Annotated in this window: 16 protein-coding genes; 9 read left to right on the top strand and 7 right to left on the bottom strand. The window is 36.3% G+C overall.

Annotated features, from left to right (window positions below):
• Positions 1-18 precede the first annotated feature (18 nt).
• A complete protein-coding gene (locus tag LGQ90_RS02135; RefSeq protein ID WP_229337649.1) occupies positions 19-441 on the bottom strand; it encodes a helix-turn-helix domain-containing protein in 423 nt (140 codons plus the stop codon).
• A gap of 280 nt (positions 442-721) precedes the next feature.
• On the opposite strand from LGQ90_RS02135, the gene LGQ90_RS02140 reads away from it, so the two are divergent.
• The 6 genes from LGQ90_RS02140 to LGQ90_RS02165 all read left to right on the top strand — a co-directional run bounded on the left by LGQ90_RS02140 (position 722) and on the right by LGQ90_RS02165 (position 7,283).
• Positions 722-1,888, top strand: coding sequence for a M14 family metallopeptidase (locus tag LGQ90_RS02140; protein WP_229337651.1), 1,167 nt, complete (start codon positions 722-724; stop codon positions 1,886-1,888).
• 73 nt (positions 1,889-1,961) lie between these two features.
• On the top strand, positions 1,962-2,441 hold the full coding sequence (locus LGQ90_RS02145; protein WP_089664830.1) for an Lrp/AsnC family transcriptional regulator: 480 nt from the start codon (positions 1,962-1,964) through the stop codon (positions 2,439-2,441).
• A gap of 93 nt (positions 2,442-2,534) precedes the next feature.
• The gene (locus LGQ90_RS02150; RefSeq protein WP_229337653.1) at positions 2,535-5,108 is read left to right on the top strand and encodes a phosphoenolpyruvate carboxylase; all 2,574 of its coding nucleotides are present in this window, start codon (positions 2,535-2,537) and stop codon (positions 5,106-5,108) included.
• Positions 5,109-5,627 (top strand): DinB family protein, encoded by a 519-nt coding sequence (locus tag LGQ90_RS02155; RefSeq protein ID WP_229337655.1) that lies wholly within the window; start codon positions 5,109-5,111, stop codon positions 5,625-5,627.
• The gene (locus LGQ90_RS02160) at positions 5,627-6,637 is read left to right on the top strand and encodes a YihY/virulence factor BrkB family protein (RefSeq protein WP_229337657.1); all 1,011 of its coding nucleotides are present in this window, start codon (positions 5,627-5,629) and stop codon (positions 6,635-6,637) included. The genes LGQ90_RS02155 and LGQ90_RS02160 overlap by 1 nt, the downstream gene beginning before the upstream one ends.
• A gap of 97 nt (positions 6,638-6,734) precedes the next feature.
• On the top strand, positions 6,735-7,283 hold the full coding sequence (locus tag LGQ90_RS02165; protein ID WP_229337659.1) for a type 1 glutamine amidotransferase domain-containing protein: 549 nt from the start codon (positions 6,735-6,737) through the stop codon (positions 7,281-7,283).
• Positions 7,284-7,333: 50 nt separating this feature from the next.
• Here the strand turns inward: LGQ90_RS02165 and LGQ90_RS02170 are convergent, their stop codons facing one another.
• Together LGQ90_RS02170 and aroB are read right to left on the bottom strand one after the other, a co-directional pair.
• Complete coding sequence (locus LGQ90_RS02170) at positions 7,334-7,645, bottom strand: hypothetical protein (RefSeq protein WP_229337661.1); 312 nt, start codon at positions 7,643-7,645, stop codon at positions 7,334-7,336.
• A gap of 91 nt (positions 7,646-7,736) precedes the next feature.
• Positions 7,737-8,807, bottom strand: a complete 1,071-nt coding sequence (gene aroB, locus LGQ90_RS02175) for a 3-dehydroquinate synthase (protein ID WP_229337663.1) — start codon at positions 8,805-8,807, stop codon at positions 7,737-7,739.
• An 88-nt stretch (positions 8,808-8,895) separates the two neighbouring features.
• On the opposite strand from aroB, the gene LGQ90_RS02180 reads away from it, so the two are divergent.
• Positions 8,896-10,095, top strand: coding sequence for a proline dehydrogenase family protein (locus tag LGQ90_RS02180; RefSeq protein WP_229337665.1), 1,200 nt, complete (start codon positions 8,896-8,898; stop codon positions 10,093-10,095).
• A 9-nt stretch (positions 10,096-10,104) separates the two neighbouring features.
• On the top strand, positions 10,105-10,644 hold the full coding sequence (locus LGQ90_RS02185; protein WP_229338528.1) for a 1-acyl-sn-glycerol-3-phosphate acyltransferase: 540 nt from the start codon (positions 10,105-10,107) through the stop codon (positions 10,642-10,644).
• Here LGQ90_RS02185 and LGQ90_RS02190 read toward each other — a convergent pair whose 3' ends face one another.
• From LGQ90_RS02190 to gcvT, 4 genes are all read right to left on the bottom strand, one after another.
• Positions 10,645-11,370: a YebC/PmpR family DNA-binding transcriptional regulator gene (locus tag LGQ90_RS02190; RefSeq protein WP_229337667.1), complete on the bottom strand. Its 726-nt coding sequence runs from the start codon at positions 11,368-11,370 to the stop codon at positions 10,645-10,647. It lies immediately after the preceding gene.
• 94 nt (positions 11,371-11,464) lie between these two features.
• Positions 11,465-11,755 (bottom strand): 4a-hydroxytetrahydrobiopterin dehydratase, encoded by a 291-nt coding sequence (locus tag LGQ90_RS02195; RefSeq protein WP_229337669.1) that lies wholly within the window; start codon positions 11,753-11,755, stop codon positions 11,465-11,467.
• 90 nt (positions 11,756-11,845) lie between these two features.
• Positions 11,846-12,661, bottom strand: a complete 816-nt coding sequence (locus tag LGQ90_RS02200; protein WP_229337671.1) for a sugar nucleotide-binding protein — start codon at positions 12,659-12,661, stop codon at positions 11,846-11,848.
• 5 nt (positions 12,662-12,666) lie between these two features.
• A complete protein-coding gene (gene gcvT / locus LGQ90_RS02205) occupies positions 12,667-13,749 on the bottom strand; it encodes a glycine cleavage system aminomethyltransferase GcvT (protein WP_229337673.1) in 1,083 nt (360 codons plus the stop codon).
• 127 nt (positions 13,750-13,876) lie between these two features.
• Here gcvT and LGQ90_RS02210 point away from each other — a divergent pair, with 127 nt between their 5' ends.
• Entirely contained in the window at positions 13,877-15,406 is a 1,530-nt protein-coding gene (locus LGQ90_RS02210) for an NAD(P)H-hydrate dehydratase (protein WP_229337675.1), read from the top strand.
• Positions 15,407-15,461: the final 55 nt, after the last annotated feature.

Below are 15,461 nucleotides of genomic sequence, written 5' to 3' on the forward strand. Positions count from 1 at the left end.
TCAATTTAAGTGGGATAATCAATTTTCAAAGGCCTCAAAACTTCCATCTGCATAAAAAATAACGATTTTCTGAATTTGTTTTCCTGATCTGTTTGCAGGAAAGCTAACTGGAGTATCTGATTTTGTCTCTGAAATTTCTTTCTTCGGATTAGAAGCGGAAGGAATTACGTTCTCTGTTTTTTTTTCAGATTCGTTTTCGGGTTTGGATTCAGGAGTAGAAGGAAAGCTCCCTTTTCCATTTAGCAACCAATACAATTCTACCTCCGGAAAATTCTTTACAACCTTCATCACAAAATCAAGACTCGGCTTATTTCTGCCCGATAGGATATGAGAGATCGAGGAACGTCCAACTTCAATTTTATCAGCGAAAGAAGCCGCTGAAATATCATAGTATTCCAAGATCTTATTGAGTCTCGAAGAGAATTTTTGAGTGTTTACCATTGTAACAGATATAGATTGAGTTCTACATTTACAAATGTAAATAATATTTACAATAGAACAATGTTACATCTGTAAACAATATAAAATATATTAAACCAAAATATTAAATAAAACGGTGTAAATATCTAAAAATATGATTATTAAGTTAATTTTATCTGAGTGTAGGATATTTTCCAACATGACCAGTACTAACATCTCTCGTCAAGTTTACAAATGTATACACCAAGATTAAAAACATGTGTTTACAATTGTAAAATATACATTGTTTAGTTTTGTAAACATGAAGAATACATTGCTTAAAAAGCTCTTCAGGAATGAGGCTTACCATCAAATTAAATTTGAAAAAATTACCGGCAGGTATGTTGCCAATTCCAGTCTTAAACTGGTGCGTGATGAATTTGAAAATGATTTCAAAATTGATGCGTTGGGAAAATCTGTACTGGATAGACCCATATATCGATTTAAGATCGGCTCGGGGAAAATTAAAATTTTAGTATGGTCTCAGATGCATGGAAATGAATCTACCACCACCAAAGCTGTTTTTGATCTGTTCAATTGTTTTAAGCTGAATGCGAATGATTCTGAAATTTCAGCAATACTTAAAAATTGTTCCATTTTTGTAATCCCTATTCTCAATCCCGATGGAGCTGAAGCTTATACACGGGTTAATGCAAATTCCATAGACTTGAATCGGGATCTTCAGGAGCTTAGTCAGCCGGAAAGTTATTTGCTTAAAAGGCTATATGATGAGTTCCAGCCGGATTTCTGTTTAAATCTCCACGATCAACGAACTATTTTCAGTGCCGGGAATCAACCTAAGCCAGCGACCTTATCATTTCTTACTCCAGCCAAGGATAAAGAAAGAAGTATAGATAAGAACAGAATGCAGAGTATGGGGGTGATTTCAGGAATAGTTAAAGATCTTGCTGAATATCTTCCAGAATCTATTGGAAGGTATGATGATGCCTTTAATATTAACTGTGCCGGGGATACTTTTCAGAATCTTGGAACTCCTACCATTTTATTTGAGGCGGGTCATTTTCCAGGGGATTACGAAAGAGAGAAGACCAGAAAGCAGGTATACAGAGCTTTGCTTTCCTGTTTATATCAGATCTCTCACGAAGAGTTGGGGACAGCAGATTATAAAGCCTATTTTGAAATTCCTGAGAATGAGAAGCTTTTTAATGATATCATTATTCGAAGAGCAATGTTAAATGGAAAAGTTGTGGATATAAGTATTCAATTTAAAGAAGTGCTTAAAAACAATAAAATTCACTTTCAGCCTGTTGTTGATAAAATAGCTCCTGAAATTTCAAATTACGGGCATCGGGAGATTGACGCTGAGGAAAATATAATAAAACTCGAGGATAATGCAGAAATCCTCGAAAACGTTATAGTTAATAAAATTATCTTAAATGATGAGGATTTAGAGTTTAAATACGGATAATTATCCAATTATTTGTCAATAATTCAACGATTTTGTATTAATTTTGAAGTTCATTAAAAAAAAGGACTTTAAAATGGCCAAGTTTAAATTAGACGAAACAGACCACCAGATTCTTGATATGCTTATCGAGAATACCAGGACACCATTTACAGATATTGCTAAGAAACTTCTTATTTCTGCAGGAACGGTTCATGTAAGAGTGAAGAAAATGGAAGAAGCGGGAATTATCATTGGTTCCTCTTTAACTCTGGACTATAAAAAGCTTGGATACGCTTTTATCGCTTACGTTGGAGTTTTTCTTAAGAATACTTCCCAGACAAAATTTGTCTTAGAAAGAATAAATGAAATCCCTTTTGTGACGGTTGCTCATGTTACTACAGGAAAGTTCAACGTTTTTTGTAAGATACGTGCGAAAAATACGCAACATGCCAAGGATATTATTTTCTTATTAGACGATATAGAAGGAGTTTATAGAACTGAAACTATGATTTCCCTGGAAGAGAGTATAAATGACAAAAAGAGACTGATGCATTCCATCTTTAAAGACATGTAAGCAGTCCTAAACTTTTATTAAAGACCCTTTAGACTGCTTTGTTTAAAGGGTTTTTTTATAAATTTAAATAATTGACCACCCTAAAAATTAATTATGCACAGAGAACCAAGATTAGATAGATTTAATGATAACGTGCTTGCAAAATACCAGGTTTATAATAGTATTTTTTTAACCCTGCCGTATGATGACATTAAAAAGACGGGCGCTCTTTTGCCGTTGTTTCAGGAAATTTGTGAAACCGGCTTTGAGAATAATGAGAATCCATCAGAAATTGTAGACCGATTTTTTAGTAAATATGGTGAAGATCCTTCAGAAGAGGAAAAAGTAGATCTCCTTTTCAGGTTTATTCAGTATATAGAAAGACAGGTGGTGTTATTTGATGCTATAGAAGATGCCTCTTTCTCTATAGTAAACAATATGGACGGCCGCGGAACACTTAGAAGTGTGAAAGAAGAGGCTGAAGCTAAACAGAAAGTAGGGGAATTAAAAGAATACTTAAAAAGGTTTAATGTGAGGCCCACCCTTACCGCCCATCCAACTCAGTTTTATCCCGGGAGTGTATTGGGTATAATTACAGATCTGGATAAGGCTATTCAAAAAAACAATATTGTTAAGATCAAGCAGTTGCTTGCTCAGTTGGGTAAAACGCCTTTTTTCAAGAAAGAAAAGCCTACTCCTTATGATGAGGCTGTGAATTTAATCTGGTATTTTGAAAACGTATTTTACCAGAGCGCCAGTAAGATCCATAATTATATTCAGCAAAATATCTTCGATGGCGAAGATGTGGGTAATCAGGTTGTAAATCTTGGTTTCTGGCCCGGAGGTGACCGTGATGGAAATCCATTTGTGACTACAGATATAACTTTGAGAGTTGCACAAAGACTTAGAAGAACAATTCTTCTAAATTACTATCGTGATATTAGAAAATTAAAGAGACGACTTACCTTTAGAGAGGTTCATGAGTTGATGGCTGAAATAGAAAAAGGGCTTTATGAGTCGGCAATTTCTAGATCTGGTACTATTAAACTTTCACTTGAAGATTTAAATTCTAAATTGCTTAATATCAGGAATATATTAAAAGAAAAACATCAGTCACTATTTCTTGATGAAGTAGATGATATGCTTAATAAGGTACATCTGTTCGGGTATCATTTTGCGACCCTGGATATTCGTCAGGACTCCAGTATTCACCAGGAAGTTTTAGAAGATTTAAGCAAGTTGTATCCTGAATTAATTCCTTCAGATTATAATGATCTGGATGATGCTAAACAAATAGAGATATTAAGTAATGTCCAGGGGAAACTTGATCCTGAAAAAATGGAGGAAGGGATGACCAAAGCTACAATTTCTTCTATCTATGCCATGCAGGAAATTCAGAAGAAAAGTGGTGAGCCTGGGGCCAACAGGTATATAATTAGTAACTGCGGAAGTGTACAGGGAGTGTTGGAGCCTTTTGCATTTATAAGAATGACCGGTTGGAAAAAACCAAGTGTAGACGTAATTCCTTTATTTGAAACAGTACCAGATCTTCAGGAAGCTCATAACGTAATGGAAAAACTTTATACAAATCCTGTTTATAGCGAGCATTTAAAGAGAAGGGGAAATAAACAAACGATCATGTTAGGTTTTAGTGATGGAACCAAAGATGGTGGTTATCTTATGGCTAACTGGAGTATTTTTAAAGCTAAAGAAGCTTTGACCAAGATTTCCAGGGAATACGGGATTAAAGTAGTTTTCTTTGATGGTAGAGGAGGACCGCCAGCAAGAGGTGGTGGAAAAACGCACCAATTCTATGCTTCATTAGGTCCAACCATAGAAAATGAAGAAATTCAGCTAACAGTTCAGGGACAAACGATCAGTTCAAATTTTGGAACCAAAGATTCATGTACCTATAACCTTGAGCAATTGTTAAGTTCTGGAGTTTCCAACGAGATTTTCAGCAATGGGAAGAACGTTCTAAAGGATGAGGATAGAAAAACCATGACCGAGCTTGCGGAAATAAGTTATGAGACCTATACGAATTTCAAAAAGCATCCAAGGTTCATACCTTACCTGGAAAAGATGAGTACCCTGAAGTATTACGCTAAAACGAATATAGGAAGCAGACCTTCAAAACGAAATAAATCTGCTGAGTTGAATCTTTCAGATCTTAGAGCCATTCCATTTGTGGGAAGTTGGAGTCAATTAAAACAAAATGTGCCTGGGTTCTTTGGAGTAGGTACGGCAATGGAAAAACTGGAAAAAAATGGTGAATTTGATAAAGTAAAACAGCTTTATGAGAATTCAGAATTTTTCAGGACTTTGCTGGAAAATAGTATGATGAGTCTTACCAAGTCATTCTTTCCTTTAACTGCATACATGAAGAATGATGAAGAATTTGGTGAATTCTGGCAATTGATACACGAAGAATTTGAGCGTACCAAAAAGATGCTTTTAAAGGTAACGGGTTATGAAGTGTTAATGCAAAATCAACCTGCAGGTAGGGCTTCAATTCAGGCCAGGGAAAGAATTGTTTTACCTTTGCTAACTATTCAGCAACATGCTTTAAGGCAGGTTCAGGAGTTAAGTAAAAATCCTGAAAAAGCCGGAGAAAAACTGGAAACTTTCGAGAAGATGGTGACCCGTTCGCTTTACGGTAATATTAATGCCAGTAGAAATTCAGCTTAAATGATAAAATCAGATTTAACCAAAGGCGAAATAGGAGATTTTTATTGGGGTTATATAGATAGGATACCTCCTGATGCTAAACTAATTGAGACTTTAGAGAAAAATACTGAAGAATTTAGTGAGTTTCTAAAATCTATCCCTGAAGACCGATGGCAGTATCGTTATTCCCCTGTGAAGTGGAGTATCCTGGAGATGGTTCAGCATATTATTGATACAGAACGAATTTTCCAGTACAGGGCGCTTTGTTTTGCCAGAAATGAGCCTAATCCGCTTCCGGGCTTTGATCATGATATTTATGTGCTCAATTCTGAAGCAGAGAAAAGAAAGGCGGCAGATCTTATTGAGGAGTTTAAAATTGTTAGAAGATCCTGCTTATTTCTTTTTAAAAGTTTTTCTGAAAAAAGATTAAAACTTAGCGGCAATATGAACGATATGAACGCGACACCCCGGGCACTTGGTTTTATAATGGCCGGGCATGCGTTGCATCATAAAGATGTGATTAGCAATAAATATCTTTAATGTTTAGTTCTCTAAAGATTTTTTTCAAACTTTTAAAACGTTCCTATATAAGCTGGGATAAGAATGAACCATACGCCCGTAGCGCTACTATTGCTTATTATGCTTTATTTTCCTTGCCATCCTTATTAATAATTGTAGTTAGCATTGCCGGCTACTTTTTTGGGAGAAAAGCAGTACAGGGACGTATAACCGGGCAGATTGGTGAATTTATAGGTGAAGATACTGCCATAGCGATTGAAAAAATGATCGAGAACGCAGCATTATCTCAGGATTCTACTTTGGCGATAGTTTTTGGTTTAGCTATGTTAATCTTTGGTGCTACCGGGGTATTTTTTCAACTCAAGGTGGCAATGAACAATATTTGGAATGTAGCAGCTAAAAAAACAAACTTTCTTAGAATGGTCTTAGATAGGGTGATCTCTTTAGGGATGATCTTTGTTATTGGCTTATTGCTTTTAATTGCGCTTGTTGTTTCAGCTCTTATGAAGGTGATCGCAGACAGAGTAGAAGAAATTTTCCCGCATATTACCGAACTAGCGGTGATAGTTTCTAATTTCGTTTTGTCATTTTTCTTTATAACCACGCTTTTTGCAATGATCTTTAAGCTACTTCCAGATATTAAGATCAGGTTAAAGACTACTTATACCGGGGCAGCACTTACTGCTACATTATTTCTTATTGGTGAATTTTTGATCAGTTTTTATTTCGGGCAAAGTGAACCCGCATCAGTATACGGTGGAGCATCTTCTGTGGTACTTATATTATTATGGGTTTATTATACCTGCCTTATCTTATTTTTTGGAGCGGAATTTACGGTTCAGTATGCTTTAATTAAAAAAGAAAAGGTGGAACCAAATAGGTTCGGGGAACCGGCGATTTACCAGGAAATGAAAAAACTTGAACAAAGACGGGTTCAACTTAAAGAAGAAAAGCATATAGTAGATCGCCTAAAATCATACCTGGATATGGACGAAGAAAAAGCTAAACAAAACGATTCTTCCCAGACTTAATAAAGCTTTAACTTATACAGAATTTTTTTAGTAGAGCCTTAATATACTATCCCTGGGCTTCTTTTTATCTTTATGGAAATAAAAAAATAAAATAATTATGGAAAAGAGAATTGCAATTTTGGCAACGCATGGTTTTGAAGAAAGCGAGTTGACATCTCCGAAAGAAGCAATGGAGAAAGAAGGTTTTAATGTAGAAATAGTAAGCCTGGAAAAAGGAAAAATCAAATCCTGGGATAAAGATAACTGGGGTAAAGAATATGAAGTAAATAAAACTTTGGATGAAGTCTCTGCAAAAGATTATCATGCTCTGGTGCTTCCGGGTGGAGTGATAAACCCCGATAATTTAAGAAGAGAAGAGAAAGCTTTGATATTCGTGAGAGATTTCTTTAAACAAAGTAAGCCGGTAGCAGCAATATGCCACGCACCGTGGACTTTGATTAGCGCCGATGTGGTAGAAGGAAGAACCATGACATCTTTTAATTCTATTAGAAAAGATCTGGAAAATGCCGGAGCTCTTTGGGTAGATAAAGAAGTAGTGGTTGATGAAGCACTGGTTACCAGTAGAAATCCTGATGACCTTCCTGCTTTTAATGCTAAAGTAATTGAAGAGATTAAAGAGGGTAAGCATGATTTACAACATGCCTGATTTTCTTTAAAATATACTAAGAGAAAAGGAACGCCTAAGCGTTCCTTTTTTTATTTATCCTCGTCTTCATCTTCGTCTTCCAGATCTTCACCTTTTTCAGGGATCTCAACGATTGGATCATTAAATTCTGAATCATCGTAGTCATCCTCGTCAAAATTAGCCATAGAGTTTTCTAATCGTGTACTAACTTTTACAAGATAGATGGTATCCTCGGTTTTAACTTCTACAGCATCTACAGTTTCATTTTTTGCATTCTTAAATGAAATGACCTGGTCATCATCATATCCATCAGGATACTTATCTACAAGCAGTCCTAAAATTTCGGGAGTGAGCTTTTTATAATCTACGATTATCCTTTTCATAGTTTCATTGGTTTATGCAAGTATAAATAAAAAATTAAATCAGATACAAGACTTAAGCAGATATTCTAAATAAATTTTAAATATTTGAAATTCAGATTTTTGAATAATAATCAAATGCTCTTTGGATAAGTTCCTCCGGCACAATGACATCATAAACGGGCTTTCCAATATCTTCCAGGAGAACAAAATTGATATTTCCCCGTTCATTTTTTTTATCAAACTTCATGAGACTGCTTATTTCCTTAATATCACTTTCTGAAAACTTTTCATTTCCATAGATATCTCTTATAATTTCAGAGATCTTTTGAAGTTTGGTTTGAGGAAAACCCTTAATTTCAGTTGATAAATAAGTCTCCAGGATCATACCTGCGGCAATTGCCTCCCCATGTAGAAGTTTTTTCTTTTCGGGATGTGTAAGACAATAAGATTCTATCGCATGACCCAGGGTATGCCCGTAATTTAAAGTTTTCCGAATATTCTGTTCAAAAGGATCTTTTTCAACAATTTCACCTTTAATGTTTACTGACTCTTTTATGATCTCATCCAGGTGAGAGAGATCTAATTCCGAAAAATTAGAAACTTTATTCCAGTAAGATTCATCAGCAATTAAACCGTGCTTCAATATTTCTGCAAGACCGCTTCTCATTTCCTGAGGAGAAAGTGTCGCCAGGTAAGAAGAGTCAATAAGAACCATTTCCGGCTGATTGATCACCCCAATTTGATTTTTTAGATTCCCCAGGTCCACTCCTGTTTTTCCACCAACCGAAGCATCTACCATAGAAAGCAGGGTAGTAGGGATATTGATGAATTTTATTCCACGTTTAAAGGTAGATGCAACAAAGCCGCCAAGGTCTGTAACCACTCCGCCGCCAAGATTAATAAGAAGGCTTTTCCTGTCTGCCTCCAATTCAGAAAGAGCATTCCAAACTCCTTCGCAAGTCTGAAGGTTTTTAAATTCTTCCCCGGCCTCAATTTCAATCACTTCCGTTTGAACTTCATTTTGAAAATGCTGGAGAAACCTGGAAAGACATTTTTCATGAGTGTTAGTATCTACTAAAATGAAAATTTTGGAAGGCTGATCTTCTTTTAAAAAATCATTCAGCCTGGAATATCCACTTTCAGCATAAAATACAGAATCTAAAGATGCCGGTAAATCGTTCATTTTGTTAAAATTTATACGGTCGAAATTAAATAGAAATTATGAATTAACTCGACTTCAATAATTATATTTGCCCGATTAACAGCTCGAAATGATAAATAAAAAGATATTTAACAACACAAAATCGGCTTTTAAATTAAAGTCAAACGCAGAACTGGATAGAGCGATTTTTTTATTCAGTATGATGAATTACTCTTCATTAGTAAAAGCCGGTAGTGCCTTAACTAAGCTTTCTTTAAAGCTTCATCTTCCTGTAGAAACCCTGATCAAGAAAACAATTTTTGAGCAATTCTGCGGTGGGGTTACAGAAGAAGACTGCAAACCGGTGACCAAAGAAATGTATGATGAAAATCTACATAGTATCCTGGATTACTCTGTTGAAGGTAAAAAGACTGAAGAAGAGTTTGATTCGGCTATGAAAAAGAAACTTAGCCTTATAGAATATGCCAAAAATAGTGATGAAGTATCTTTTGCGATGTTCAAACCAACTGGTATTGGAAGGTTCGAGATCTGGGAGAAGGTGAGTGAAAAGGTGAGTCTGACTGATGAAGAAAAAGAAGAGTGGGATAGAGTTAAAAAGCGTGTGGATACGCTTTGTAGTAAAGCTTATGAACTTGGAGTAAGATTGTATGCTGATGGTGAGGAAACTTGGATGCAAACCTCTGCAGATGATCTTATGGAAGAGATGATGAGAAAGTACAACAAGGAGAAAGTGCTTATCTTCAATACCCTACAGTGTTACCGATGGGATAGGCTACAGTATTTAAAAGATCTTCATGAAAAAGCAAAAAATGAAGGTTTTAAAATTGGAGCAAAAATAGTGCGTGGTGCCTATATGGAAAAAGAAAATGCACGAGCAAAAAAACTAGGGTATCCATCACCAATTTGTGAAAGTAAAGAAGCTACCGATGTTAATTTTAATAGTGTACTTTCCTATTGTTTAAATCATTTGGAAGACATCTCTGTGTTTATTGGTACACATAACGAGGTAAGTAGTTACCTGGCGCTTCAGATCATTGAGGACAAGGGAATTTCCATTGACGATAAAAGGATATGGTTTAGTCAACTATATGGGATGAGTGATCATCTTAGTTATAATCTTGCCAAAAAAGGCTATAATGCGGTGAAACTGGTGCCTTTTGGACCGGTAAGGGATGTGGTGCCCTATCTTTTACGTCGTGCGCAAGAAAATACCTCTGTGAAAGGGCAAACGGGTAGAGAGCTTTCATTGCTTAGAGAAGAGAAAAAGAGACGTAAGGGAGATCAATCTACCAAGCATCACCGAGAGTAAAATTAAATGATGAAATGGCTGGCGAAATTTGTCTATTTTAAACTACTTGGCTGGAAGCTGGAAAACCGTTTTGATCCGGCCATTAAAAAATGTGTTCTAATAGTAGCTCCACATACTAGCTCCTATGATTTTCTAATCGGAATTCTGGTTAGAAAAATTATGGGGATTCAAATTAATTTTGTTGGAAAAAAAGAGCTTTTTAAACCTCCCTTTGGCTGGTATTTTAAAGCTGTGGGTGGTTCGCCGATAGATCGAACAGGAAAGCAGAAAAAGGTTGATGCTATCGCACAAATCTTTCGGGAAAAGAAAATATTCAGATTGGCAATGTCCCCGGAAGGAACCAGGGAAAAGACGGAAAAGTGGAAAACCGGCTTTTATTATATAGCATTAAAAGCTGAAGTTCCTATCACCCGTGTTTCATTTGACTATGCTACTAAAAAAGTAAAAATCTCCGAGCCGTACTGGCCTACCGGAGATTTTCAAAAAGATTATACTGAGATTTTTAGTTATTACGATGGAGTAGTAGGTAAAATTCCTGAAAAATTTTAATTAATCCTCTTCTTCTGAAGATTCCATGGTGTGATATACATTTTGAACATCATCATCTTCTTCCAGTTTTTCCAGTAATTTTTCAACATCAGCAGTCTGTTCTTCATTCAGACTTTTGGTTACTTGTGGGATTCTTTCAAATCCTGAAGAAACAATTTCGATCTCACGATTTTCAAGTTCTTTCTGGATAGCTCCAAAATTTTCAAAAGGGGCGTAGATATGAATTCCATCTTCATCTTCAAAAACTTCTTCAGCACCAAAATCGATTAATTCCAGTTCCAGCTCTTCCGGATCCAGGCCTTCAGCGTTAATGGTGAAATTGCAAGTATGGTCGAACATAAATTCAACAGAACCGGAAGTTCCCAGGTTTCCATCAGATTTATTAAAGTGAGAACGAATATTGGCCACAGTACGATTATTATTATCTGTGGCAGTTTCCACCAGTACTGCGATCCCGTGAGGAGCATAGCCCTCAAAAAGAACGATCTTATAATCACCCTGAGACTTATCAGACGCGCGTTTTATGGCACGTTCAACATTGTCTTTAGGCATGTTCACACTTTTCGCATTTTGAATTACGGCGCGTAACTTTGCATTGGTGTCAGGATCTGGCCCTCCTTCTTTAACTGCCATCACTATATCTTTACCAATTCTGGTAAATGCTTTGGACATTGCGGACCAACGCTTCATTTTACGTGCTTTTCGAAATTCGAATGCTCTTCCCATGCTTTAATAAAATTAGATTCGGGCAAAAATATAAAAAAAGCTCCTAATTTTCCCCGGAAAATTAAGGAGCAGTTAATTCTTACAATTTTTATTTTTAATTAGTTGCCTCGATTATATCTTCAATGGCACGTGCCATTTTAAAATCTTTTTCGGTGACTCCATCAGCGTCATGAGTAGATAAAGAGATCTCTAATTGATTATAGACATTTCCCCAATTTGGATGATGCTGTTGAGCTTCCGCTTCAAAAGCAATACGCGTCATTACCGTAAATGCTTCTTTGAAGCTTTCAAATTGGAACGAAGTATGAATCGCTTTTTTTGCATAGGTCCAGCCATCAAACTGTTTTAGTTTTTCCTGGATTTCTTCCTCGCTTAATTTTTTCATCACTTTAAATTTTTTGGTTTTACTTAAAGTTAGAAATTAAGCAGAGATTTAGCCTGTTTAAACTTTGGTTTAGTATAAGATTAACAGCGACTATAATTTAGTTGAAGCTTCTATAACCTGGTGCACGGTAATTTGAAGATTTGCCGGTAATTTATTGTCTTTTGGCAGCACTGCTAGAAATCTGTCGTAGTTAGAATCATATACATTCTTAAAAAGAGGTTTCTCATAGCCTAGTTCTTCACAAAGCTCTTCGATAAAATCTTTTTGATGAATAAGATCTGTACTTCCCAGGTGAAATACACCCTGTCTATTCCTGTTTATAAGATAATGTACCTGTTGAGTAAGCTTAAGGATTTCGGTAGTATTAATAACTACATTGGGGAAAACTTCCAGAGGTTCTCCTAAATCCAGAATGGTTTTAATTTGCTTTACCCGGGGTGAAGATTTACCAAAAACCATAGGTAGTCTTATGATATTATAATTATGATTGGGTAACCTTAATAAAGCATTTTCGATCTTTATCTTAAACCTACCGTAGATACTCTGACTTAAGGTTTTGTCGTATTCGTACGAAGGAAAATTTGTAAAAGCATCAAAAACATTTGCTGAACTTATAAAAATAAGCTTGCTATTATATTTTAAAAGATGATTTATAATAGAGAAATGTGTGGAAATTTGTGCGTCAAAACTTCCCCGAAGCGAAGAAATGATAACATCTGGTCGTAAATTTTCAAGTAGGATCTCGATATTCTCAGTATCCATATCAAAATGGTGGAACTGATGATTCTCCTCAAAAAACCGGTTTGCAGTATGAAAAGTGCCATGGGTATCAAAATAGGAGCATAGCTCTTTGTATAAGGCATTGCCTATAAAACCGCTAGCTCCTAAAATGAGTATTCGTTTCAAATAAATTAGCCTTTATAAAAGGGCAATTTCACCTGAGTTGCAGTAACGGTTTTTTTACGTATTTGAATTGAAATCTTATTTCCAACACCTGCAAGTTCAGCCGGTACATATCCTAAGCCTATTCCTTTTTCAAGGGAAGGGGACATGGTGCCCGAAGTTACCTCTCCAATTTTCTTACCATTTTCATCTACTATATCATATCCCTGGCGTGGAATTCCTCTCTCGTCAAGTTCAAAAGCTACAAGTTTACGGGCTGGTCCATTTTCCTTCTGAGCTTTAAGTTCTTCACTATTGATAAAGTCTTTCGTAAATTTTGTGATCCAACCCAGACCGGCTTCAATAGGGGAGGTAGTGTCATCGATATCGTTGCCATACAGGCAGAATCCCATTTCCAGTCTTAGGGTGTCACGGGCAGCCAAACCTATTGGCTTAATCCCATAATCTTTTCCTGCTGCCATTACCGCATCCCAAACCTGTTCAGCGTCTTCATTTCTGAAATAGATCTCGAATCCGCCGCTTCCGGTATAGCCGGTGGCCGATATAATTACTTTTTCGACATCAGCAAATTTGCCAACTTCGAAAGTATAGAACTTCATATTTTCAAGATCTACTTCAGTAATAGATTGCATAGCCTCTGCCGCTTTTGGTCCCTGAATTGCCAGTAATGACATTTCATCGCTCATATCACGTATGGTAGCATCCATGGTATTGTGGTGTGCGATCCAGTTCCAGTCTTTCTCAATGTTAGAGGCATTTACCACCAATAGATATTTTTCAGCATCAATCCGGTAGATGATCAGGTCATCTACAATCCCGCCTTCTTCATTTGGCATGCATGAATACTGGGCTTTACCGTCCACGAGTTTTGAAGCGTCATTAGAACTGATCTTCTGGATCAATTCCAGTGCATTTTCTCCTGAAATTAGAAACTCACCCATATGAGAAACATCAAAAACCCCCAGTTTTTCTCTTACGGTTTCATGCTCAATATTAACTCCTTCATAGGATACAGGCATATAGAAACCGGCAAAGGGAACCATTTTGGCGTTCAATTCTTTGTGCTTTTCAGATAGGGCTATTTCTTTCATTATTTTTAAAAATTTGGGCAAATTTATTCAATTCAGGATGAATACAATATTTATTTAGGCTTTTTATCGTTTTATATTTATGATTCCTTTACTTTATATTTAAGCACCAATTCAGAAATCAAATTTTATGAAAGTTCTTTCTGCTGAGCAGTTGTCGGGAGCCGATAAGGAAACGATAAGAAAACAAAATATAACTTCGGAAGAATTAATGGAGCGTGCAGCTACTTTAGTCTTCAATGAAATAAATCAGCGGTTACAGGGAGCACCAATCCCTATTAAGATCTTCTGCGGAATTGGGAATAATGGGGGAGACGGGCTGGTAATTGCCAGACACTTGATCCAACACGGTTATCACGTTACCGTATATGTGGTAAATTACAGCGATAAGCGATCTGAAGATTTTCTAGCCAATTACGAAAAACTTAAAGTTATCACTAACGACTGGCCGCACTTAATTAAGGAGGAAGACCATTTTCCCGAGATTAATACAGGAGATTTCGTGATCGATGCCATGTTTGGAATTGGTTTAAACAGACCAATTGAAGGCTGGGTAGCGAAGCTGGTAAAATTGATCAATAATTCACAGGCTTTTATTCTGGCGGTGGATATGCCCAGTGGTTTGTTTTCAGATAAAACACCCGGGAAAAAAGCGGCGGTAATAGAGGCGAATTATACTTTGAGTTTTCAATCTCCAAAACTGGTATTTTTTCTTCCTGAAACTATGGATTATATTGGCGATCTCCAGGTTTTAGATATTGGGCTGGATAGAGAATATATTAGTAAACTAATCTCAGAAACATTCCTTATAGGAAAGCAGGAAGCAGTAAGCTTGTATATTCCCAGAAAAAAGAATTCTCATAAAGGAGATTATGGAAAAGTTTTGATAGTTGGTGGCAGCTACGGTAAGATAGGAAGTGTTTTGTTAACAGCAACCGCTGCCCTAAAAACTGGTACAGGTTTGTGTAGCCTTTATATTCCTGAATGCGGATACGATATTATTCAAACAGGATTGCCGGAGGCAATGCTAATGACAGACACAGATAAAAAAATGCTTACCACCTACCCAAAAGATTTTGATGCTGATGTAGTATGTTTTGGGATGGGAGTTGGTACTGATGAAAAATCTGTCCAGGCCTTAAAAGAGCTTTTGCAAGCTAATAATGATCCTGTGGTTATTGATGCTGACGGACTGAATATCCTATCAAATAATAAAGAATTTCTAAAAATGCTTCCTAAAAATTCAGTTCTTACACCACATCCGGGAGAATTGAAAAGACTAATAGGTGCGTGGGAAGATGATTTTCAAAAACTAGAAAAGGTAAAGAAATTCAGTAAAAAATATAATGTGATCCTTGTGGTGAAAGGCGCACATACATTTACTATTGACAGAGAATATATTTATATCAACGATTCTGGAAACCCGGGAATGGCAACTGCCGGAAGTGGTGACGTACTTTCGGGAATTATAACTTCACTTATTGGGCAGGGGTATGAACCTGTAAATGCTGCTGTATTTGGAGTTTATCTGCATGGGCTTTCGGGAGATATAACTGCTGAAGAAATAGGTTATGAATCCTTATTAGCCGGAGATATTGCCAGGAATATGGGGAAAGCGGTGAAAGCTCTTTTTGAAAGGGAATCAATGGAATCAAAATAAATTTAAGAATTGTTTAAAATATATTGATTTTAAACACTAATAATTTGGAATCTTA

The organism is Christiangramia sediminis (assembly GCF_020552705.1).
Classification (GTDB): domain Bacteria; phylum Bacteroidota; class Bacteroidia; order Flavobacteriales; family Flavobacteriaceae; genus Christiangramia; species Christiangramia sediminis.